Annotated in this window: 23 protein-coding genes and 1 pseudogene; 14 read left to right on the forward strand and 10 right to left on the reverse strand. The window is 38.0% G+C overall.

The annotated features are described in order from the left end of the window. Positions 1-87 precede the first annotated feature (87 nt). Both asnB and QUF99_RS09050 read left to right on the forward strand, forming a co-directional pair. The gene (gene asnB / locus QUF99_RS09045; protein WP_289369606.1) at positions 88-1,935 is read left to right on the forward strand and encodes an asparagine synthase (glutamine-hydrolyzing); all 1,848 of its coding nucleotides are present in this window, start codon (positions 88-90) and stop codon (positions 1,933-1,935) included. A gap of 237 nt (positions 1,936-2,172) precedes the next feature. Next, positions 2,173-3,639, forward strand: a complete 1,467-nt coding sequence (locus QUF99_RS09050; RefSeq protein WP_289369607.1) for a catalase — start codon at positions 2,173-2,175, stop codon at positions 3,637-3,639. 100 nt (positions 3,640-3,739) lie between these two features. Here QUF99_RS09050 and QUF99_RS09055 read toward each other — a convergent pair. The 3 genes and pseudogenes from QUF99_RS09055 to QUF99_RS09070 form a co-directional block, all read right to left on the reverse strand. Further along, positions 3,740-3,862, reverse strand: a pseudogene (locus tag QUF99_RS09055) (GNAT family N-acetyltransferase); the annotation flags it as partial. A gap of 50 nt (positions 3,863-3,912) precedes the next feature. Then, positions 3,913-4,092: a DUF3934 family protein gene (locus tag QUF99_RS09060; RefSeq protein WP_286123933.1), complete on the reverse strand. Its 180-nt coding sequence runs from the start codon at positions 4,090-4,092 to the stop codon at positions 3,913-3,915. A 477-nt stretch (positions 4,093-4,569) separates the two neighbouring features. Continuing rightward, complete coding sequence (locus tag QUF99_RS09070; protein ID WP_289369609.1) at positions 4,570-5,841, reverse strand: ammonium transporter; 1,272 nt, start codon at positions 5,839-5,841, stop codon at positions 4,570-4,572. Between the two features lie 140 nt (positions 5,842-5,981). On the opposite strand from QUF99_RS09070, the gene QUF99_RS09075 reads away from it, so the two are divergent. Then, a complete protein-coding gene (locus QUF99_RS09075) occupies positions 5,982-7,376 on the forward strand; it encodes an alpha-amylase family glycosyl hydrolase (RefSeq protein ID WP_289369610.1) in 1,395 nt (464 codons plus the stop codon). A gap of 86 nt (positions 7,377-7,462) precedes the next feature. Here QUF99_RS09075 and QUF99_RS09080 read toward each other — a convergent pair whose 3' ends face one another. Next, on the reverse strand, positions 7,463-7,954 hold the full coding sequence (locus QUF99_RS09080; protein ID WP_286123936.1) for a YajQ family cyclic di-GMP-binding protein: 492 nt from the start codon (positions 7,952-7,954) through the stop codon (positions 7,463-7,465). 238 nt (positions 7,955-8,192) lie between these two features. Here QUF99_RS09080 and QUF99_RS09085 point away from each other — a divergent pair, with 238 nt between their 5' ends. Beyond that, on the forward strand, positions 8,193-9,059 hold the full coding sequence (locus tag QUF99_RS09085) for a CvfB family protein (protein WP_289369612.1): 867 nt from the start codon (positions 8,193-8,195) through the stop codon (positions 9,057-9,059). 41 nt (positions 9,060-9,100) lie between these two features. Here QUF99_RS09085 and prsA read toward each other — a convergent pair whose 3' ends face one another. Further along, a complete protein-coding gene (gene prsA, locus QUF99_RS09090) occupies positions 9,101-9,955 on the reverse strand; it encodes a peptidylprolyl isomerase PrsA (RefSeq protein WP_289369614.1) in 855 nt (284 codons plus the stop codon). A 171-nt stretch (positions 9,956-10,126) separates the two neighbouring features. Next, positions 10,127-10,258 (reverse strand): DUF3941 domain-containing protein, encoded by a 132-nt coding sequence (locus tag QUF99_RS09095; RefSeq protein WP_001120851.1) that lies wholly within the window; start codon positions 10,256-10,258, stop codon positions 10,127-10,129. 107 nt (positions 10,259-10,365) lie between these two features. On the opposite strand from QUF99_RS09095, the gene QUF99_RS09100 reads away from it, so the two are divergent. After that, the gene (locus QUF99_RS09100) at positions 10,366-11,223 is read left to right on the forward strand and encodes a YitT family protein (protein WP_353958392.1); all 858 of its coding nucleotides are present in this window, start codon (positions 10,366-10,368) and stop codon (positions 11,221-11,223) included. Between the two features lie 30 nt (positions 11,224-11,253). On the opposite strand, the gene QUF99_RS09105 is transcribed toward QUF99_RS09100, so the two are convergent. The 3 genes from QUF99_RS09105 to QUF99_RS09115 all read right to left on the reverse strand — a co-directional run bounded on the left by QUF99_RS09105 (position 11,254) and on the right by QUF99_RS09115 (position 12,503). Next, positions 11,254-11,451, reverse strand: a complete 198-nt coding sequence (locus tag QUF99_RS09105; RefSeq protein ID WP_289369616.1) for a DUF3813 domain-containing protein — start codon at positions 11,449-11,451, stop codon at positions 11,254-11,256. Further along, a complete protein-coding gene (locus tag QUF99_RS09110; protein ID WP_286123942.1) occupies positions 11,452-11,592 on the reverse strand; it encodes a competence protein in 141 nt (46 codons plus the stop codon). 101 nt (positions 11,593-11,693) lie between these two features. Continuing rightward, a complete protein-coding gene (locus QUF99_RS09115; RefSeq protein ID WP_289369617.1) occupies positions 11,694-12,503 on the reverse strand; it encodes a Cof-type HAD-IIB family hydrolase in 810 nt (269 codons plus the stop codon). 506 nt (positions 12,504-13,009) lie between these two features. Between QUF99_RS09115 and QUF99_RS09120 the strand changes: the two genes are divergently transcribed. Together QUF99_RS09120 and clpB are read left to right on the forward strand one after the other, a co-directional pair. Then, positions 13,010-13,189 (forward strand): YjzC family protein, encoded by a 180-nt coding sequence (locus QUF99_RS09120; protein WP_286123944.1) that lies wholly within the window; start codon positions 13,010-13,012, stop codon positions 13,187-13,189. 321 nt (positions 13,190-13,510) lie between these two features. Then, positions 13,511-16,108, forward strand: coding sequence for an ATP-dependent chaperone ClpB (gene clpB, locus QUF99_RS09125; RefSeq protein WP_289369619.1), 2,598 nt, complete (start codon positions 13,511-13,513; stop codon positions 16,106-16,108). A gap of 37 nt (positions 16,109-16,145) precedes the next feature. Here the strand turns inward: clpB and QUF99_RS09130 are convergent, their stop codons facing one another. Then, positions 16,146-16,328: a YjzD family protein gene (locus QUF99_RS09130; RefSeq protein WP_289369620.1), complete on the reverse strand. Its 183-nt coding sequence runs from the start codon at positions 16,326-16,328 to the stop codon at positions 16,146-16,148. A gap of 155 nt (positions 16,329-16,483) precedes the next feature. Between QUF99_RS09130 and QUF99_RS09135 the strand changes: the two genes are divergently transcribed. From QUF99_RS09135 to QUF99_RS09165, 7 genes are all read left to right on the forward strand, one after another. After that, complete coding sequence (locus QUF99_RS09135) at positions 16,484-17,218, forward strand: alpha/beta fold hydrolase (RefSeq protein WP_289369622.1); 735 nt, start codon at positions 16,484-16,486, stop codon at positions 17,216-17,218. Between the two features lie 57 nt (positions 17,219-17,275). Then, a complete protein-coding gene (locus QUF99_RS09140; protein WP_289369624.1) occupies positions 17,276-18,136 on the forward strand; it encodes an NAD-dependent epimerase/dehydratase family protein in 861 nt (286 codons plus the stop codon). 53 nt (positions 18,137-18,189) lie between these two features. After that, positions 18,190-18,363 carry a ComZ family protein gene (locus QUF99_RS09145; RefSeq protein ID WP_289369625.1) on the forward strand — a complete coding sequence of 58 codons (174 nt, stop codon included), beginning with the start codon at positions 18,190-18,192 and terminating at the stop codon, positions 18,361-18,363. Positions 18,364-18,627: 264 nt separating this feature from the next. Further along, positions 18,628-19,560 carry a beta-ketoacyl-ACP synthase III gene (locus tag QUF99_RS09150; RefSeq protein ID WP_289369626.1) on the forward strand — a complete coding sequence of 311 codons (933 nt, stop codon included), beginning with the start codon at positions 18,628-18,630 and terminating at the stop codon, positions 19,558-19,560. 27 nt (positions 19,561-19,587) lie between these two features. Next, a complete protein-coding gene (gene fabF, locus QUF99_RS09155) occupies positions 19,588-20,826 on the forward strand; it encodes a beta-ketoacyl-ACP synthase II (protein ID WP_289369628.1) in 1,239 nt (412 codons plus the stop codon). A 230-nt stretch (positions 20,827-21,056) separates the two neighbouring features. Next, positions 21,057-21,848, forward strand: coding sequence for a DUF2268 domain-containing putative Zn-dependent protease (locus tag QUF99_RS09160; protein WP_289369629.1), 792 nt, complete (start codon positions 21,057-21,059; stop codon positions 21,846-21,848). A 496-nt stretch (positions 21,849-22,344) separates the two neighbouring features. Next, on the forward strand, positions 22,345-23,091 hold the full coding sequence (locus tag QUF99_RS09165; protein ID WP_289369630.1) for a YjbA family protein: 747 nt from the start codon (positions 22,345-22,347) through the stop codon (positions 23,089-23,091). The last annotated feature ends 375 nt before the right edge of the window (positions 23,092-23,466 follow it).

Here is a 23,466-nt window from a genome sequence, read left to right on the forward strand (position 1 = left end):
ACAAAGGAACATACAATGGGATTTGGGCATAGAATAAGAACGGGTTTCGTAAAGTTATACGGATATAAGATAGGAAGGGTGATTCGTATGTGTGGGATTACAGGATGGATTGATTATAAACGTTCATTAGAGCAGGAAAGAGAAACGGTTACAAAAATGGCAGAAACACTTGCAAAGCGGGGGCCAGATGATACAAATGTATGGATAAAAAGGCACGTTGCTTTCGGACATAAACGATTAATTGTGGTGGATCCTGAAGGTGGAAAGCAACCGATGACATGTCTGAAAGAAGAGCAATATTATACGATTTGCTATAATGGTGAGCTCTATAATACAGAAGATATTCGTAAAGAATTGTTGCAGAGAGGCTATACATTTAAAGGACATTCTGATACAGAAGTATTATTAGCTTCTTATATAGAATGGAAAGAGGAATGTGTTGATCATTTAAATGGGATATACGCCTTCGCGGTTTGGGATGAGAAAAAAGAGCAAGTATTTATCGCACGTGATCGATTAGGCGTGAAGCCATTATTTTATAAATACGATAATGGAAGGCTACTATTTGGTTCAGAGCTAAAAGCCATTTTAGCTCATCCAGATGTGAAGGCGGAAGTTACGAAAGAGGGACTTGCGGAAGTGTTTGGTTTAGGACCATCTCGAACTCCTGGACATGGTATATATGCGGGAGTACAAGAGCTTCGTCCAGGACACGTTCTTACATTTTCGAAAAATGGTTTGTGTATATGGCGATATTGGAATGTTGAGAGTAAAAGGCATGAACATTCATTTGAGGAAACAGTAGAGCAAGTAGGTTTTCTTCTGAAGGATGCAATTACAAGGCAATTAGTTTCAGATGTTCCGTTATGTACCTTTTTATCCGGCGGAGTAGATTCGAGTGCGATTACAGCTTTTGCTGCAATGGCATATGAACGAGAAGGGAAAGGGCGGCTTCACACGTATTCGGTTGATTATGAAGATAATGAAAAATATTTTAAAGCGAATGCCTTTCAGCCAAATTCTGATGCACCATATATTGATTTGATGACAGATACATTTCATACGATTCATCACCGCTGCGTGATTTCCAATGAACAATTAGCGCAGTATTTAACAGAGGCAGTACTTGTTCGTGATTTACCTGGTATGGCAGATATCGATTCGTCACTATTATGGTTTTGCCGAGAAATTAAACAAGATTTTGTCGTAGGTTTGTCAGGAGAATGTGCCGATGAAATTTTTGGTGGTTACCCTTGGTTTTACCGGGAAGATGATTTACAATCAAGTGCATTTCCGTGGATGCGTTCAACAGAGGCGCGTGAACAACTCCTAAAAAAAGAATGGCGCGATAAATTACAGCTTCAAAAATATGTACAGCAGCGCTATGAAGAATCTATACAAGAAGTACCCGTTTTAGAGGGAGAAAGTATGATTGAAGCAAAGAGACGTCAACTATTTTACTTAAATATGACTTGGTTTATGACAACGCTGCTAGATAGAAAAGATCGGATGAGTATGGGAGCAAGTCTGGAAGTACGTGTTCCATTTGCAGATCATCGTCTTGTCGAATATGCGTGGAATATTCCTTGGGAAATGAAAATGTATAAAAACCGTGAAAAAGGTCTGTTACGTAAGGCGTTAGAAGGAGTTTTGCCGAATGATGTCTTATATAGAAAGAAAAGCCCGTATCCAAAAACTCATAATCCGCATTACACAAAAGCGGTAACGATATGGTTACAGGATTTATTAACTGATAACAACTCCATTTTGCATGAGTTGTTTGATAAAGAACAATTACAAGGTCTAATTCAATCAGGTGGAAGTGCATTTCAAACACCATGGTTTGGTCAGTTAATGACAGGACCGCAATTGTTAGCGCATTTGGCACAAATTCATGTATGGTTTAAGGAATATGGTGTGAATATTAAAGAATAGTAAAAAGCGGCTTACAGTATAATTGTAAGTCGCTTTTTACTATTTATGAATTTGTATCCTATTTAGGGTTTAAGCATATTGCATCATTTCTTGATTGATTAGCTGAGGTTGTCATGAATAAAGTGAAAAAAATCCCAATAAATATATTGACAAATAAGTAATTTTTAAAGATAATCAAATTATAATAATTTTAATTAAGTAATAAATATAAAGTGTGAAAGAGGAGGCTCCCCCTTTATGAATCCGAATAATCGTTTAACAACAAACCAAGGTGCTCCTGTAGGAGATAATCAAAATTCTCGTACGGCTGGTCGCCGTGGACCTGTATTATTAGAGGATTATCATTTAATAGAAAAGTTAGCTCATTTTGACCGTGAGCGTATTCCGGAACGTGTTGTACATGCACGTGGTGCAGGTGCACATGGTATTTTCGTAGCGAAAAATAGTATGAAAAACTATACAAAAGCAGCATTCTTACAAAATGAGGGAACAGAAACACCTGTGTTCGTTCGTTTCTCAACTGTTATTCATGGTCAAGGCTCTCCTGAAACAGCCCGCGATCCACGTGGCTTCGCTGTGAAATTTTATACAGAAGAAGGAAACTATGATCTCGTTGGTAACCATTTACCTGTTTTCTTCATTCGTGATGCAATTAAATTCCCTGATATGGTGCACTCATTAAAGCCAGCACCGGATACAAATGTTCAAACACCAGATCGTTACTGGGACTTTATGACATTATCGCCAGAGTCTACGCACATGATGACGTGGGTATTCTCTGATTACGGTACACCTGCAAACTACCGTCAAATGGAAGGTTTCGGTGTGCATGCATTCAAATGGATTAATGCAGAAGGTAAAATTGTTTACATTAAATATCATTGGAAACCACAGCAAGATGTGCGTAACTTCAGTGCGAAAGAAGTAGAAGAAATACAAGGAAAAGACTTCAACCATGCAACACGGGATTTATTCGATGCGATTGAGCGTGGCGATTATCCGAAATGGGATCTTCATGTGCAAGTGATGCAATTAGATGAAATGGAGTCTTTAGACTTCGATCCATTAGATCCAACAAAAGTATGGCCGGAAGATCGTTTCCCATTAATTGAAGTGGGTACAATGACGTTAAATCGCAACCCAGAAAACTTCTTTGCGGAAGTAGAACAGGTGGCATTTACACCAAGTGCGACTGTACCTGGTATTGAACCATCAGAAGATAAGTTATTACAAGGTCGTTTATTCTCGTATCCAGATACACAGCGTTACCGCCTTGGTGCGAACTACTTACAAATCCCTGTAAACTGCCCGTATGCAGCTGTACGTAACCAACAACGTGATGGTGCGATGCAAATGAACAAACAATCATCTACAATTAACTATGAGCCAAGTCGTCATGCAGAAAATCCAGTTGAGGATGCTGCATACCGTGATTCAACTATGAAACTCGAAGGTTATGTATCTCGTGAAAAAATTGATAAGCCAAACGACTTTAAGCAAGCGGGTGAGCGTTATCGTTCATTCTCTAAGGAAGAACAAGATAACTTAATTGCGAACTTAACAAATGACTTAAAAGATGTGCATGAGCAAACAAAACTGCTTGCAATTTGCAACTTCTTCCGTGCAGACCGAGAGTACGGTATGCGTTTAGCGCAAGCGTTAAAAGTTGATATTTCAGCATTTGTAGGAAATCCTAAAAAATAAAAACATTCTTAATTCCATTTTATCCTGAAATTTATTACAATGAATGAAAAAAAGACGACCGTGAATCAGTCGTCTTTTTTCATCGTACAGAGTATCTTGTTCATGAATGTTTAAAGTTGTTTTTACGATGAGTAACCACTTGTTTTGTTGCTTTAAATCTTTGCTTTTCATAGAAAGATACTAGCTTTTCACCACAAAACAAATTCACAACATCTATTTCACTTTTACACTTATATTAAAGTTATCAAGTTTAACAAAAGTAAACGACAGTCCCTATATTTCGGATTTGTCACCTTCATTACTGCTGGTAGTCTTTGTACCAGTCGATTTTTTAACACCTTTGCTTGTATAAGGTTTGGCGTTCTTTTTCTTCTTGGCACTAGCTTTCCAGCGGTTCCAGCCCTTACTACCTGTTCCTCTACCTGTTCCGCCTTTACCCTTGGCTTTACTCATATAATCACTCCATTATTATTGTATAGCAAATCTGCTTCCGCAGTAGTCAATACACCTGTGAAATAAAATTCTTGTCAATGAATTTCTTCCTTCCCGAAAGTTGCTCATAAAAATGAACAGCAGGATATAATAGTATATCATAGAATGGACAGTAATACGCAAATCTCTCAGGTTTATTCCATCTTAAAAAGGGATAAACCTTTTTGTTATACAAGTTATATACACATATTTACAAAATGCTAATGTAACAACAATTTTACGCACGGTAATTATTGATTTTTCATTTGAGTCTGAATGAATGGGATTGAAAATAATAAATATGATTCCTTACTATCATTAGCCTTTGATTTAGCGAGCGTACTAAATACTACAGTGGATAGCCTGTTTTCAAAACAAAATAATCAATAAAAAGAAAAGCTCGCTTATGAACCTGTTAATAAACGAGCTTTTCTACTTAAGTCCTATTTTGTAAGGGTTTCATATTGAATCTCTCGAAGTATAAATATATTCCCCCTCACTCACTGATTTTCCGCTATACTCATAAGCTTTTTCCCCATGCATGGAAATATCCAGCCCTATTTGTTCTTCGTGTTCATGTGCACGAACGGGAAGGAAGAAGCTAATTCCTTTAATGATGGCGTATGTCATAACGATTGTGAAAGCATATGTTGCTCCAATTGTGGCAAGTTGTTTCCAAAGGAGTGCAGCGTTTCCGTAAAACAATCCATCAGCGCCGCCGCTATTAACGGAAGTTGTTGCGAATAGTCCGGTTGCAATGCCGCCCCATGTGCCGCCGATGCCATGACAGCCGAATGCGTCAAGTGCATCATCATATCCGAGCTTATGTTTTAAAAAGAATACCGATCCGAAGCACAGGACGCCGCCGATTGCTCCGATGAGAAGGGCGGAGGATGGAGTGACGAAGCCGCAAGCTGGGGTAATGGCAACGAGTCCTGAAACGGCTCCGCAAGCTGCCCCAAGTACAGTTGGCTTTGATTGAAAGAACCATTCTGCTAGTATCCATGTTAAGGCTGCAGCAGCAGCTGCGGTATTGGTATTAATAAATGCAGTGAGTGCGACGTCGTTCAGCGTAAGTGCACTACCGACGTTAAATCCAAACCAGCCAAACCATAATAAACCTGCGCCTAAAATTGTGAATGGTAGATGGTGAGGGGATGAACCGTTTATGTCTTTTCGTTTGCCGAGAAAAATAGCTAATACAAGTCCAGCGACTCCGGATGTAATATGGACAACGTTACCGCCAGCAAAATCTAACGCACCGAGTTCACGGAGCCACCCGCCGACGCCCCATACCCAATGAGCAACAGGATTATAGACAATTGTCGTCCACAGGAGAATGAAAATGAGAAAGGCAGAAAATCGCATTCTTTCAGCGAAAGCTCCAGAAATTAATGCCGGAGTTAAAATTGCGAACATGAGCTGGAACATCATAAACAAATTGTGGGGAATTGTAGAGGAGTAATCTGGATTTGGTGTGAAAGTTACGTTTTGTAAACCGAACCAATCTAACGTACCGATGATTCCGTTCCAATCTGGCCCGAATGATAAAGAATAGCCGATAAAAATCCATTGAATAGACACAATTGCCATAGCACTATAGCTATGCATCGTTGTACTTAGTACGTTTTTGCTGCGAACCATTCCTCCATAAAAAAGTGCCAAGCCCGGTGTCATAATCATAACCATTACCGTCGTCAAAAATAAAAAAACAGTATCTCCCATATTCATTCTTATCCCTCCTATGGTGTTATAAAACGTTACATTTAATGTTATGTTACATATCATATTCAATAAATGAGAGAAAATCAACAAAATTTTTAGAAAATTTAAAATTTAATGTAAGGAAACTTAACATTGCACTTGTAGACATGCGATGTGTGAATAAAATTGGTATACTATTCTTACAATTAGAAAAAAACTGGGGGATACTTGTGAATAGGATATGGAAACGAGGAGTGTTGGTTTGTTTTTTCGTGATGTTTGTACTTTTAGTACCGATGCAGGCATTAGCAGAAGAAAAAAGGCAATGGCAAGATGAAATTGTATATTCTATTATGATTGATCGTTTTAATAACGGTAATGCGAAAAATGACAAACAGCTTGATGTGAATAATTTGCAAGCATACCAAGGGGGAGATATACAAGGGATTATAAAGAGGCTTGATTACATACAAGAGATGGGTTTCACCGCAATTATGCTTTCGCCGCTTGTTAAAAGTGAAACGTATGATGGATATGGTGCGGGCGATTTACAAAAGGTGAATGAACATTTTGGGTCGTTGCAAGATGTAAAGCAGCTTGTCCGCGAAGCGCATAAACGGGATATGAAAGTGGTGTTTCAATTTGTAGTGGAAAAAGAGGAAGAATCGCTTGTTGATTCTATAAATTGGTGGATCAAAGAAGCGGATATAGATGGAAGTTATTTCATACATAGTGAAGAAATTTCTCCTACCTTTTTAAATGACATGAAACAAAGTGTCCAAGTAATGAAAAAAGATTTTTTCATTATGAATGGAGGAGAAACAGACTTGTCTGCGGTACAAAATGATTACTATAAACGGATAACAGATGCGTTTTCAAAACCGGATATGTCTATTCAACCGCTGTATGATGTGAGTCTAATAGATGAGGATAAAGTAAGAAGTACGTTTATAGACAATCAGGAAACAAAGCGATTTGTTCGTGCTGCGAAAGAAAATTTGTACTATCCGCCAGCGCGTTTGAAACTTGCGCTCGCGTATTTATATACATCGCCGGGGATGCCAATTGTATACTACGGAACGGAAATCGCATTGGATGGCGGGGAAGTACCTGATAATCGCCGTTTAATGAATTTTAAAACCGATGAAAAGTTTTTACAGTATGTAACGAAGTTAGGTGAGTTGCGTCAAAGGATGCCATCTTTACGCCGCGGTACATTTGAACTGTTATATGATAAAGACGGAATGAGTGTACTGAAAAGAACGTATAAAGATGAGACGGCACTTGTTGCGATTAACAACACGAAAGAGACGCAAAAAGTTTCTTTTTCCGCTAATGAAGTTGGTGATAATCGTGAATTACGAGGATTGTTGGAAGATGAAATTATAAGAGAGGAAGATGGGAAGTATTATATTGTATTGAAGCGTGAAGAGGCAAATGTTTATAAAACACAAGAACAAACGGGGATTAATTGGCTGTTTGTATCTATAATGATCGGTATAAATATTTTGTTTATTACTTTTTTAATTACTGTAAAGAAAAAGAAAAAATCCTCAAAATAGAGGATTTTTTTCTTTTAGAGGAAGTTCAAAAAGTCCGGTAAAGATAGCTGTCGCATTTCTTTCTCCTCCTTTTTGAACACGCAATTTTAGCGATAGTTAATGAACTGTACGTCAATTGGTAAGTCAGCACTGCGAACGGCTGCGATTACTGCTTGTAAGTCATCGCGGCTTTTTGCTGTTACGCGTACTTGGTCATCTTGCACTTGTGTTTTCACTTTTAATTTTAGGTCTTTAATGATTGTGTTGATTTTCTTAGCATTATCTTTATCGATACCTTGCTGCAATGTTGCACGTTGACGTACTGTGTTACCAGTAGCATTTTCTACTTTTCCGTAGTCTAAATTTTTGATTGGTACTTCACGTTTAACTAGTTTTGAAATAAGAACATCTTTTACTTGGTCTAATTTAAACTCATCATCAGAAGTTAAAATGAGTACTTCCTTCTCTAATTTAATATCACTTTTGCTTCCTTTAAAGTCATATCGGTTTTGAATTTCTTTTAATGCGATATTAATAGCATTTGTTACTTCTGGTAATTCTACTTTTGAAACGATGTCAAAAGAACTGTCTTTTGCCATGGTTAGCACCTCCAAATTAAATTCCATCTTCTACCCCGCTATTCGCGGGCAGTAATATCCCACATTAAAGTGTAGCAGAAAACACAGTAGTTAGGTAGGGGATAAACTGTCCGTAAAAGCTCTCACTTTATTATAGTGAATTTTGGAGAGTTGGACAAATAAAGGAAAAATCGTGTTATAATGAACCTTTCTTTGGAATGATAAAAATATACTTTATATATAGAAGGGAATTAAAAATATGTATTTGCAACCAGGAGCAATTGAACAGGTAACTGTTTTGCGAGAAACGGAAATCGGATATATGGTCGGATATGATGATGAGGATGGTTATGAAGAAGTATTCTTGCATAAAAATGAAGTAGCGGGGGAAATTGAAGAAGGTGATACAATTGATGTGTTTTTATATCACGATCATCAAGAACGCCTGACTGCTACGATGAAGACACCGCTTATTACAACAAATGATTGGAACTGGGTAAAAGTTGTGGAAATCATACCTCATTTAGGTGTGTTTGTTGATATCGGTGTTTCGAAAGATATATTAATTCCAGCTGATGAGTTTCCAATCTATACACCTGTTTGGCCGGTAGAAGATGATGAACTATATTGTACATTAAAATTGACAAACCGCGGGCGATTAATTGCGCTACCGGCAAGAGATTCAGATATGCAAGAGATTATCGTGGATGCAACGCCATCTATGCGTAATAAAAATGTGAACGGACGTGTATACCGCTCACTTCAAGTTGGTTCATTTGTACTAACAGATGAACATTTTCGTGCCTTTTTACATCATACAGAAAGAAAAGAGCAAGTGCGTATCGGTGAACGCGTGACCGGTCGTATTATCGATGTGAAAGATGATGGTACAATTAATATTTCCCTACTTCCACGAAAAGAAGAGGGGATGGAAGATGATGCACAAGTAGTTTATGCCTATATGGAAGAACGTGGCGGAGCAATGCCGTTTTGGGATAAGAGCCATCCAGAAGACATTCAGGAACGTTTCAGTATGAGTAAAGCAGCATTTAAACGTGCTCTTGGTAAACTGATGAAAGAAGAAAAGATTTATCAAGAAGAAGGTTGGACGTACTTTAAGAAGTAATAAAAAAATCCGAACAAATTTAATTTGTTCGGATTTTTTTATTACTTTTGTTGGGATAAGCGAGAGAACGTATCTTTTAAATCCTTATCTGTCACTTTAATATCGGCTTTCTTTAATTCGTCTAATAATATTTTTTGACCTGCTGTGTTATCTGCTAAGCGTTGTTTTTCTAGATTTTTACGAATGGAATCTTTTACTTCATCGTATGGTTTTAATTCTTTTTTATCGGTAAGTTTAATAATATGGTAGCCGTTTGCTGATTTAACCGGTTTGCTAATTTCACCCACATTTAATTTATAGGCAGCTTCTTCGAATTCAGATACCATTTTACCTGGACCGAAATATCCAAGATCACCGCCATTTTCTTTTGAACCTGGATCTTGAGAATGTTGTTTTGCTAACTCTTCGAAGGAAGCACCTTCATCAAGTTGTTTCTTAATATCATTTGCTGTTTTTTCATCATTTACTAAAATGTGACTCGCTTTAATTTCAGGTTTATAGTTTGCTTTTACATCTTTATCCGTAATGCTTTTCTTAATGGCTTCGTTTATAGCTAATTTGAATCTGATTTGATTTTTTAAGTCGTTTTCATCTTTTAAATTATTACTGTCCAATACCATTTGGAATTGATCACCGGCTTGATCTTTTAACTTTTTCACTTCTTTATCGACTTCATCATCAGATACTTTATATTTTTTTGTGATGACATCTTGTGCCATCATCTCATATAGCATATCTTTTCCGTAGCGATCTTTTAATTGCTTATCAAAATCGCCTTTTGTAATGGTTGAGACCTTTGATGTTGCGATAGCCTCTGAACTATCTTTTGGACCACAAGCAGACAGCATTAACGTTCCGAGTGCAGCTGTTGCAATCAATAATTGTTTTCTTTTCATATGAACACCCCATCTAAAAATCGTTATTGCTATTGTAAAATAACGAAGTGAACATGAAGTGAATTTGAGATGTTTTTGGAAAGGAAAGAGTGTTTGTTTCATGAAATGAAAAAAGTACATCAACTATAATGTTGATGTACAGAGTGCTTATAGTGTTTGTTGAACATCTTCTTATAGGTGATCTGTTTTTTTAGAGTAGGCACGCTTTCCTTGCTGAATATTTTTTTGTTCTTGTTCATTTTTTTGTGTGCGTTTTGCATTATTATCGCGTGCTTTTTTATCGTTGTCACTTGTATGCGGCATATGTATCAGCTCCATTTCTAAACAGTTGTACGTTTATCATTTCCGTTTTCGTTAAGACTATGTATACAATGGGAGTGAACTCATTATATATAAAGGTGGGCTGGGATATGGATTTAAAATTAAATTATGCAGAATTAACGAAAAAGCTGATTGTTGTCATCGTTGCAGGTTTGTTGAATGCGATTGGAATGAACCTATTTTTAACACCGGCAAAAGTATATGCGAGTGGTTTTGCTGGATTAGCACAATTACTTTCACAAGTATTAGGGGATTTTGCATCGATTCATGTATCGACAGGGGTACTTTTTATTTTATTTAATATTCCGGTTGTTATTTTAGCGTGGAAAAAGGTAGGAAAAGCTTTTACGTTATTTAGTTTTTTGTGCGTCGTATTTATGACGCTATTTTTAGAAATCATACCAGTGAAAGCGGTATCGAATGATATTATATTAAATGCTATCTTTGGAGGTCTCATTTCTGCGATAGGAGTCGGGATTGCCTTGAAATGGGGAGCATCAACAGGTGGATTAGATATTGTTGCGATGATTTTATCGAAAATAAAAGATAAGCCAGTGGGGACATATTTCTTTTTCTTTAATGCTATCATCATTATCGCGGCTGGTTATGTATACGGATGGGAAAAAGCGCTGTATACGTTGGTGACATTATATGTATCGACACGGATTATTGATGCGATTCATACGCGTCATGTGAAAATTACAGCATTTATCGTTACGAAAAATGGTAAGGACGTAAGAAAAGCGATTCAGGAACGTTTAGTACGAGGGATAACAACTATACCAGCTACTGGTGCCTTCACAAATGAAAATAAAGAGATGCTCATGATTGTAATTACGAGTTATGAGTTGTACGAGCTAGAGAGAGTTATTAAGCAGGTAGATCCCGGCGCATTTACAAATGTGGTTCAAACGGTAGGGATATTTGGATTATTTCGGAAAGAGTAAAGAAGAGGGCCGATTTTTCGGCCCTCTTCTTTAATGTGTACTAGAAATGCTATGCAGTTGTTCTTGTAATTCACGCAACTGCGCCTTTTCGGCAGTTGAAGAATTGGCGTAAGCGGACTGCAAAGCATTTTTTGCTCTATAAACGAGATCTCGCTGTTCAGTGCCGCTTGAACATGAAACGGCTTCGGAAACAGCATCTCGTGCTTGCCTAAATAATAAGTTACCCATTTAAAACCCTCCGAGAGAAGAGTTGTTTCGTTCTTTTTCTGCTTCAGCTAATGTACCGCGGTACGGGAATCTTGCAGCATGCTTCATAACAGCATCGGCCCCTTGTTGGGTGAAACGTTTTGATTTGTTCTTTTTACCCATTCGTAATTCCCCCTTTTTTTAGCAGAAAACAACTGACACATCGCTGTGTCTGGTTATAGTATGAGCGTTTTGTGCCAAACTATAACCAGGGAATTTTTAGATTACAATCCGAGAACTTCTTCTAGATAAAGGGCAATTCCATCTTCTTCATTTGTTAATGTAGTGTGGTTTGCTAATGATTTTAATTCTGGAATGGCATTACCCATGGCGATTCCATGGCCTGCAAACTCGATCATTTCAAAATCATTATCTTCATCACCGAAGGCAATGATGCGTTCTTGCGGAATATTGTAATAGTTTGAAACTCTTTGGAGGCCTATCGCTTTATTCAGGCCGCTTTTCACGATTTCAATAATCGGCCAAGGAGCACCCCATTTACGATGATCAATGACTTCAGCATGCATATCGGTTAAATGTTGGCGAATGGCCAATGACTGTTCATCGTGCGCATCAATTAATAAACATGTTGGATGATCTTGTAAGATGTTTAATAAATCTCCTGTGAAAATCTTTGGAGAACCAAATTCAAAAATATGTTTTTTATCTTCATCAATTTCACGAACATATACATCATCAATGACTTCAGCATAAATATTTTTGACACCAAAATCAAAGCAAGCACGAACGATTTCCTGTGCAGTAGAAAGTTCAAGAGGAGAGTGATGAGTTCCCCAGTTTACATCAAGCGGGTGATGAACATAAGCGCCGTTAAAATTAACGATCGGCGTGTTCAAATTAAGTTCTTTATAATAGGCATGACTAGCACGAAATGGACGTCCTGTTGAGATCACAACAATATGTCCTTGTTCTTTTGCTTTTTCAATCGTTTTCTTTGTGCGTGCTGAAATAATTTTATTGTCTGTAAGTAAAGTACCGTCTAAATCTAATGCGATTAAATGTTGTTTTTTCATATTTTCACCTTTTATGAAAAATTTTTACCCCGTTCTATTGGCTAGCCATACTTCTTTGTGAAGTGCGTGGAAGTAAGAAGCCTAGGTAGGGGGCTGAAAAACACCCATGAATGGATGTTTCGCTATGTATTCATCTTACGTCGCGGAACCTGTTAGTGTCCACTATTTCTCATTAGAAAACAGAAAAGTCAATAATTTTTTCCAAAGTTCAAACAATGTTTCTTTCATTTTGTACAATTTGTGAAAAGGGTTACATTATGGATGCAGCAAGACTTATAATGAAAACGTAATCTTCTCGTATATTGTTTGACTCTCTTTTGAGACTGGCCTTGGATAGGTCAGTTTCTTTTTTTTCCACAAATGATGTGCTTTTTCCTGCTTCAGGGTGTAAATTCATACATATGAAGTGGAATGAAAAATATGACTGGCTTCCTAAACATAACAGAAAAGCTTTTTAAAAAACGGGCATACTAATGGTGTAAAGATGTCATGGAAGGAGAATAAAAATGGGACAAAATCGCAGGTTTCGTTCTGGGCAGAAAGCACCAAATGATGGCATATATGTGGAAATTGGTGAAACAGGAAGTATGGTCAAAGATCCCCAAATGGTGAAATTAACTGCAGGTGAAAGGTTTCCTGAAAATTCGAATCATAATCGGCAGTGGACATATAAAAGAAAACCATAAAGTACGTGTTCAAAAAGGAGAATAAAAAGAGTCGAGTAGTTTGAGGCGCTGAAGCCAGGAGGATACGGAGTGTGGATTGAACCACATGAGTACTAAAGTGGCGACGTAGCGAAGAACTGCGACAGCTATCTTTACCGGACTTTTTGAACATCCTCATTAAAAGACCCGCAGCGAAAAGCTGCGGGTTTTTATGTATGTTCTATATGTTTTTTCAAAAAATAAGGCAGAAATATACAATCAAATTTATTGTATAAAGAAAACAGTTGGCGTATAATCAAATTAAAGGTCAAAGAAAGTCAAACTATTGGAGGAGCTGTGAAGATGGACCTAAATCAAATGACGACAAAAACACAAGAAGCGATTATGAGTGCCCAATCTTTAGCGGTATCTCATCATCATCAAGAAATTGATACTGTTCATCTATTGCTCGCATTACTAAGGCAGCAAGATGGATTAGCGGTACGTATTTTTCAAAAAATGAATGTAAATATAGAACAGTTAACAAAAGAAGTAGAAAGATTGTTACAACAAAAGCCGTCCGTTACAGGAAGCGGTGTGGAGGCTGGAAAAGTATACGTGACAAATGCTTTGCAGCAATTGCTTGTTAGAGCAGAAGCGGAGGCAAAGCAGTTACAAGATGAATATATTTCAGTGGAACATTTGTTACTTGCGTTGTGCGGAGAAAAAGCTGATGTTAAACAGCTATTTATAACATTTCAAATTACAAAAGATACATTATTACAGTCTTTAATCGAAGTTCGGGGGAATCAAAGAGTGACTAGTCAAAATCCAGAAGTAACATATGAAGCATTAGAAAAATATGGCCGTGATTTAGTGGCGGAAGTAAGACAAGGTAAACTTGATCCCGTTATTGGCCGGGATAGCGAAATTCGCCGTGTCATCCGTATTCTTTCTCGTAAAACAAAAAATAATCCTGTTTTGATCGGAGAACCAGGTGTCGGGAAAACAGCAATTGTCGAAGGATTGGCACAGCGAATTGTACGAAAAGATGTACCAGAAGGTTTAAAAGATAGAACAATTTTTGCGCTTGATATGAGTGCTCTTGTAGCAGGTGCAAAATTCCGCGGTGAGTTTGAAGAGCGTTTGCAAGCCGTTTTAAACGAAATTAAAAAAAGTGAAGGCCGCATTTTATTATTTATCGATGAACTCCATACAATTGTCGGTGCTGGTAAAACAGAGGGGGCAATGGATGCAGGAAACATGTTAAAACCGATGCTTGCACGTGGCGAACTTCATTGTATCGGTGCAACGACATTAGATGAATATCGAAAATATATTGAGAAAGATCCAGCTCTAGAACGTCGTTTCCAACAAGTATTAGCAGAAGAGCCATCAGTGGAAGATACCATTTCTATTTTACGTGGCTTAAAAGAGCGTTTTGAAATTTATCATGGTGTAAATATTCATGACCGTGCGATTGTAGCAGCATCTGTGTTATCTGATCGATATATATCTGATCGATTTTTGCCAGATAAAGCAATTGACCTTGTTGATGAAGCATGCGCAACGATTCGTACAGAAATTGATTCTATGCCAACAGAATTAGATGAAGTAACGCGCCGCATTATGCAGCTAGAAATTGAGGAAGCAGCGCTGGACAAAGAAACAGACCGGGGCAGCCAAGAGCGCTTGAGAATATTACAGCGTGAATTATCTGATTTAAAAGAAGTAGCAAGTGGGATGAGAGCACAGTGGCAAAAAGAAAAAGAAGAAATTCATAAAGTTCGTGATTTACGTGAGCATCTGGAACGTTTACGTCGTGAGTTAGAAGAGGCCGAAGGAAACTACGATTTAAATAAAGCAGCAGAGCTTCGTCACGGTAAAATTCCGGCGATAGAAAAAGAGTTAAGAGAAGCGGAAGAAACAAGTGCTGATAACGGACAAGATAATCGTCTACTTCGTGAGGAAGTAAGCGAAGAGGAAATTGCGAATATTGTTTCACGGTGGACTGGTATCCCAGTTGCGAAACTTGTGGAAGGAGAACGTGAAAAACTGCTTCGTTTAGAGCAAATTTTATCAGAGCGTGTTATTGGACAAGAAGAAGCAGTTGGTCTTGTAGCAGATGCTGTTCTTCGTGCTCGTGCCGGTATTAAAGATCCAAACCGTCCAATTGGTTCTTTCATTTTCTTAGGACCTACCGGTGTTGGGAAAACGGAACTTGCAAAAACATTAGCACAATCTTTATTTGATAGCGAAGAACAAATCATTCGTATTGATATGTCTGAGTATATGGAAAAACATGCCGTATCTCGTTTAATCGGAGCACCTCCTGGATATGTCGGCTATGAAGAAGGTGGACAATTAACAGAAGCAGTACGTCGTAAACCATATTCCGTTATTTTGTTAGACGAAATTGAAAAAGCACATCCGGACGTGTTTAACATCTTACTACAAATGTTAGATGACGGTCGTATTACGGACTCACAAGGGCGAACAGTAGACTTTAAAAATACAGTTATTATTATGACATCCAATATTGGTTCAGGGTATTTGTTAGAAGGTTTACAAGAAGATGGCTCAATACAAGAAGAGTCAAGAAATCTCGTTATGAGTCAGCTTCGTGGACATTTCCGTCCGGAGTTTTTAAACCGTGTAGATGAGATTATTTTATTTAAACCACTTACAACAAATGAAATAAAAGGCATTGTTGATAAAATTGTAAAAGAGTTGCAAGGTCGTTTAGTGGATCGCCATATTACAGTGGAATTAACAGAAGCGGCAAAAGAATTTGTTGTTGAATCTGGCTTTGATCCAATGTACGGAGCACGTCCGTTAAAACGCTATGTACAGCGTCAAATTGAAACGAAATTAGCAAGAGAGCTTATTGCAGGAACCATTACTGATAATAGTCATGTCGTTGTTGATGTGGAAAATGCTGAATTAGTTGTTCATATTTAACAAAAAAGAGTCCGAATTAGATTCGGACTCTTTTTTGTTAGTGCTGTTCTACAGGTTCATTTGGAATTGTTGCTCCGATCGCCATCACAAGCACTGCAAGGACAATCGAGAAAATAGACGCTTGCCCAAAATCGTATGTACCGCCTGTCATGGAACTAATTACGTAGCTCATCATGTGTACAAGCATAAACGACCAAATAAAGGCCCAAATTACACGCATCTTTTCACACCCCTATTCGTTCAATCTGTCTATATTGTAACACAATTGAAAAAAGAATATAGAAAAAAATTGTAGATTTTACAACGCAAATTTGTATTCATTTCATACATTATAAAAGAGTAGTTTTTTACGTTTAGGAATAAGGCGGGAGAAGAATGAGTATTACGGAACGTTTTTTCTATTTAGAGCAACAGCCATGTGTTATTTATTTACCAGAGAAGCCAAATGGATTTGGTGTCATGCTTCTTGGGGATTATAATTATTTTATTGAGAATGGTACAAGTTTATGGACACAGCATGCAGGGCGATCATATTTTTTAAATGAGCTCATAAACAAAGGTTACACGGTTTTTTCATCCAATTTGTATGGGCGACATTGGGGGAATGATCAAGCGGTCCGTTTAGCGAAGCGGTTGTATCATGTTGTAATGAAAAAAGAAATTCTAAATGAACAAGTTCATTTAATTGCAGATGGAATGGGAGCGCTTGTAGCTCTACAAATGATGAATCAACATCCAGAATGCGTACGATCTGTAGTGATGTTTAATCCGTGTCTGGATTTACCTGCGCATGTCGAATTTGAAAAAGAGCATAAATTTTTTTATAAAAGGTTAGTGAGAGAATTATTGCTTGCGTATGATGTAAAGGAAGTTGAATTAGAAGCGAAAATTGCGAAGAAAGCATTTCCTCATCTACCCTCATGTGTGCCTGTCAAAATATACGTGTCCACGCAGGAAAAAAAAGAACGCAAGCAGCTATTACGTGAATATGAAAAAAAACGAATATATGCACAGTGTGAAACATCACTATCGTTTCATTTACAAGATGTGAAATATAAAATGGTTCAACATACATGTCGTTTCTTTAAAAAATATGAAGAAGATTTATGAGGCTCCAATATACATAAGTAAGGAGCCTTTTGTTTAGGTTTAGAAAGGATTGATGATATGAAGCGCATACTGATTGTTGGTGCACTGACGTTTGTTGGCTATCATCTTGTAAATAAAATGCTTGCTGAAGAAGCTTTGGTATATGGTCTTGATTTTGATGATATGGAAAGTATGTCCAAAATAAGTGAGGAAAAGTTATTTTTAATCGGACGGAATGCTTTGTTTATGTATTCTTCTGTACGAGATGAAGACGGGTGGAAGGCAGTGGAAACAGATCACTTTGATGTGGCTTATTTTTGCTTATGTGAACCGAATCAGCAAAGTGGATTTCGAAATGAACGAATTATTTTACAGTATTTGAAGCGTGTGATTCACATGTGTGAAAGAAAAAAAGTGAAGCTAAATTTACTTTCTTCTATAGAAGTAGGCAATGTACACGATACGTCGGAAAATAGACGATTATTTATGAAAGTAGAAGAAGAAGTAAAAAAAGGGAATTTAAACTATAGTATACTGCGTGTCCCAACATTATATGGTCCTTGGCAACCACCTTTTATGGTATACCATAAACTGATTTTATCGGAAATTATAGAGAAAGAATGCAGGATCCCCCAAAAAGAAGAGGAAGCTGATCTCCTTTACGTTGAGGATGTGTGTGAATATTTATGGGAAAAAGGTAATGATCAGGAAAACTTAGGTACGTATAATATGGCCAGTGGTGAAAAAAAGTTATGGGAAAAGGGAATTACTCTTTTACATGCGGAACATAAAGTGAACAAAAATGATGAAGAGGTAAAAAGGGAAGCGACAGAGACGATATATATATCAAGGAGAACACCGTTAGAATTTGGTTTACACAAACAGTTGATACATCTAAAAAAATATAAGGAGTTATACGAGGAGCAAAACAAATGTTAAACTGGTATAGAAGTAAGGAGATGCTTCTCCTCATATTGAAAGGATGAAGAAATATGAACGAAAAAAGTATGCAATTTTTACAAATCGCAATGAAGCACTTACCAGAAGCAAAGGCAATTCTAGATGATCATGGCATTGCACTCGATATGGAAAATGCGCAGCCAGTATTAGAGTTATTAATGAAAGTGATGAATGAAGCATATGAGCTTGGAAAAGCGGAAAAATAAAGTGAAACTTCCATCAGTGGGGGCATCCCCACACTGATGGTTAGCCATCACCAATCGGGCTCACAGGCAGTAAGACTCCCATCTATCTTTTTTGATTCCACGGAATCTTGAGGTGGGAGTCTTACTGCCTGTGAGCAGCGGGGGAAAGTCGACAATGCGTCGACTTTATTTTTTGGGGGAGAAATATATTCTAGACAAAAAAACATTTATCATTTAAAATTAGTACCAAGTCATAATAATTGATATAAAGCGGAGGGTTGCGATGTGAACGTAGGCATTTTAGGGATCGGAAGATATGTGCCGGAAAAAGTAGTCACAAATCATGATTTAGAGAAAATTATGGATACATCCGATGAATGGATTCGTACAAGAACGGGAATTGCAGAAAGACGAATTGCCGATGATACAATAAATACTTCCCATATGGCTGTAGAAGCTGCCAAAAAAGCACTTGAAGATGCAGGGATTAGTGGAGAACAAATTGATCTTATTTTAGTTGCTACAGTAACGCCGGATCGTTCGTTTCCGGCAGTTTCCTGCGTAATTCAAGAACAAATTGGTGCGAAGCATGCAGCAGCTATGGATTTAAGTGCAGCATGTGCTGGTTTTATGTACGGAATGATTACAGCGCAGCAATTTATTCAAAATGGTACTTATAAAAATGTGTTAGTAGTTGGTAGTGACAAATTATCCAAAATTGTGGATTGGAATGACCGAAATACGGCTGTGTTATTTGGTGATGGTGCAGGGGCTGTCGTAATGGGAGCTGTTTCAGAAGGAAAAGGTATTCTTTCATTTGAATTAGGAGCGGACGGAAGCGGCGGCAAGCATCTTTATCAGGATAAATATGTTACGATGAATGGCAGAGAAGTCTATAAATTCGCTGTTCGTCAACTTGGTGATTCTTGTCTTCGCGTTGTAGAAAAAGCGGGTCTTTCAAAAGAAGATGTGGACTTTTTAGTACCTCATCAAGCAAATATTCGTATTATGGAAGCTGCAAGAGAACGATTAGATTTGCCACAGGAAAAGATGAGTAAGACAATTGAAAAGTTTGGAAATACGTCAGCTTCTTCGATTCCAATTGCCATGGTAGAAGAATTACAAAATGGACGTATTCAAGATGGTGATTTAATCATATTAGTTGGTTTTGGTGGCGGATTAACATGGGGAGCAGTCGCTCTTCGTTGGGGTAAATAAGGACTGAGAAAGAGGAGTGTATGTTGTATGGAAAAGAAGCGTGTTGTAATTACAGGATTAGGAGCTGTTACTCCGATAGGAACAGATGTCGAAACAACATGGGAGAACATTAAAAATGGTGTATCTGGAATCGGACGTCTTACACGCTTAGATCCAGAACAATTTCCTGCAAAAGTAGCAGCAGAAATTAACGACTTTGAAGTCGAGAAATATATAGATAAAAAAGAAGCACGGCGTATGGATCGCTTTACACAATATGCGGTGGCGGCAGCAAAAATGGCAGTTGAAGATGCGAAATTAGAAATTACAGAAGAAAATGGCCCGCGCATTGGTGTATGGGTTGGTTCTGGTATTGGCGGTATGGAGACATACGAAGAACAATTTAATATATATATGGAAAAAGGACCACGCCGCGTTAGTCCATTTTTTATACCAATGATGATTCCTGATATGGCAGCTGGTCAAGTATCGATTGCTACAGGTGCAAAAGGGATTAATACTTGCTCAGTAACAGCTTGCGCATCAGGGGCAAATTCAATCGGTGATGCTTTTAAAGTTATTCAGCGTGGTGATGCGGATGCAATGCTTGCGGGCGGAGCAGAAGCACCGTTAACAACTCTGGCTTTTGCAGGTTTTAGCTCTATGAAGGCATTAACATTTAATGAAGACCCACAAACAGCATGCCGTCCATTTGACCAAAACCGCAGTGGTTTTGTAATGGGAGAAGGTGCGGGGATTCTTGTATTAGAGGAATTAGAACATGCGTTAGCACGTGGTGCCCATATTTATGCTGAAATCGCTGGATACGGTGCTACAGGTGATGCGTTCCATGTTACGCTTCCAGCTCCTGGTGGTGAAGGTGGCGTTCGTGCAATGCGTCAAGCTTTAGAGGATGCAGGCCTTCAGCCAACTGATATCGATTATATTAATGCACATGGTACAAGTACAGGTGCAAATGAGAAATATGAAACGATGGCAATTAAAGAAACATTTGGTGACCATGCATATAAAGTAGCAATTAGTTCAACAAAATCAATGACAGGTCATTTATTAGGTGCAGCTGGTGCTGTTGAAGCGATTTTCTCTGTTAAATCAATTATGGATGGTATCATTCCACCGACAATCAATTATGCAACACCAGATCCAGAGTGTGATTTAGATTACGTACCAAACAAAGCAAGACATCAAGAAGTGCGTACGGTATTAAGTAACTCATTAGGATTTGGCGGTCATAACGCAGTACTTGTATTTAAAGCATATAAATAATAAAAGTATGTGTTCAAAAAGGAGGATAATACCGGACTTTTTGAAATTCCTCTATAACGAGAGGGTGTTTTCAAAGGTAGCAATATAGCTACTTTTGGAAACACCTTCTTTATTTTTTTATCCCACTATTCGAGAGCAGTAATACCCCCACTGATTAAAGTTTCACTTTATCCGTACCTTCTCGCAAACTCTTTTTGTTGCATATGTATAGAAGGAAAGGAGGAATGGCGATGGGGGTTATACAAACAGCAGAATGGCTACGTCGTTACTATAGGCAACCAGAAAAATTATGTGAAAAGTTTACGAAGTATATTCCGTTGCAAAAGGAAAGGTTGTATCGTTTTTTAATTTCAAAAGGTATGTATCGTCCGGTAATTGAAGGAGAAAAAGAAATTCAACAGCTAGAGAAAAAGCGGATTTGGGAAGAACTTGCTGGGGAGTATGAAGAGCTCAAGAAGTGGTTAAACGGGCCGGATATCCCTGTCTTTATTTTATTGTCAGATTCATATAATCGCACGGTACAACAAGAATATAATGGAAAAGCCGGTTTAGCAATGCGGCATGTAATCTTTTTATTCGTAAGTGGTCAAAATACAGTAGAAGAATTGAAGGCATTACTTACTCACGAATATCATCATATATGCCGGCTACATCGAATTGAAAAACAAGAAATAGACTATACACTACTTGATACGATGATTATGGAAGGATTAGCAGAACAGGCGGTATATGAACGATACTCAGAAACATATTGTGCACCGTGGGCGTTGTATTTTTCAAAAGAAGAAGCAGTGCGTTATTGGGAGAGGGTTGTAAAAGAAAAGCATGAAGTGAAGAGAGGGACACGGGAGCACGATTGGTTATTGAATGGGCTGCGTATGTATCCGAGTATGCTTGGATATGGAATTGGATTTCATATTGTAAAAGATTGTATGCAGTTGGAGAAATTCAGTACGGTTTCTTTATTGTCAATGGATGCGACGAGTATATTAAATAAAGCGAGTTCATTTATCTCGCATTAACGGGCAGTAATACCCCTACCTCAAATTTCTGCAGAAAGCAAAGAAGTTAGGCGGGGGATAAGCTGTCCGTAAAAGCTTGATTGGTGAGGAATAATAATCAGTGGGGGATGAAGAAAACCCCCATTGATTAAAATTTCACTTCATCCAGCTCTAACAGATCGTAAAAAGATCTGCCGATAGAAGGATACTTTGTTTGAAACAGATTATGGACAAATTTATTAGGGCAGAAACAGTAGAATCCCCCACCTCAAGCTCGTATAGAGGTAGGTGGGGTTAGTTCAATTTACTTGTAACATCAATATATATAACGCATGTCGGGATTTTTCCGACGTCATGTAAAAAAACTTGGCATTGCCAAGTTTTTTTACATGACGAGAATGGAAGACACGAAAAGTGACGAAATGAATAAGTAGAATATATTTCCTCGTTTGGAATAAAATTTATCAAAAATGAACATAATGAGATGTACAAACAGTAGTGAAGTGAGGGGTAAGAAATGTTATATCTACACGATGTATGGGTAAATTGGTTTGAAGGTGAAGAAAATGGGTATAACGTTTGTAATTTTTACGAGTGGCGGAAGGATGATACGATCGAATTATTAGATCAAGTGCCATTATTAAAAGTAGATTCCACATTATATCATTACATCGAGAACGAATTACTGGAACTTCCGCAAAGACTATTGGAAGACGTACATCATAAGGCATATATTCGTAAAAATCATGAGCGTTTACAACAAGAATATTGTTTTGTCGTAACCGATGGAAAAGGAATTATTGCTGTAGATTCAATTGGATACAATGTACCAATTCGAAAAAGTAGGCTCATTCCTCGTCAAGAGCAAATGGTATATGAAATGGTGGAAAATGTAAAAGCTGAAACATATGAGTTTCAAGTGGAAGAATCTGCAAAAGAGCATCATATTTTATCTCCATCACCGTATATCATGAATGGCTTGACTCGTAAAGAACGACAATTAAAACAATTACTTTTTATGGCGCTAGATCAACTACATACAACAAAAAATCCGGCAGAAATTCGTTATTGGTATACAGAATGGGATCCATCTGCATATGGGACTGTTCAACGTATGAAATTTGAGGACGTCTGGGAACGCCTCTATGAAGAAGCGAAATATGGCTGGTCAGAAAAACATGAGCAACTATGCGAACGACTTGTAAAAGGGCAGCCGTTTTTTGAAAAACTATGGGAAATGGAAAATGAACAAAAGGTAAATTAAAAAGCCGCCAATTTGGCGGCTTTTTAATTTCGTTTAGCTCCAGCGGCAAGAATGTTCGACGGCTTCGCCTCACATTCTGAACGAGCCGCTTCCGCTTTTTGTAGTCCAGCTCCGGCTCCTAGCCCTTCGCGTCTAAGAACCTTCCGTACGAGAAAGTAAAGAGCACTTTCTGTACGAAAGAACCTTAGCCACCCAGGGCTGAACAGTCGCCTCTGCTTTCTGAAGGAATCCAGCTTCAGCAGCAAGAATGTTCGACGGCTTCGCGCCTTCCTGCGAGGCAAAAAGCGGCTCTACGTCAGGAGCTCCATCCGCCTCACATTCTGAACGAGCCGCCTCTGCTTTCTGAAGGAATCCAGCTTCAGCAGCAAGAATGTT

Origin of the sequence: Bacillus sp. DX4.1 (assembly GCF_030348195.1) — a bacterium.
Lineage (GTDB): Bacteria > Bacillota > Bacilli > Bacillales > Bacillaceae_G > Bacillus_A.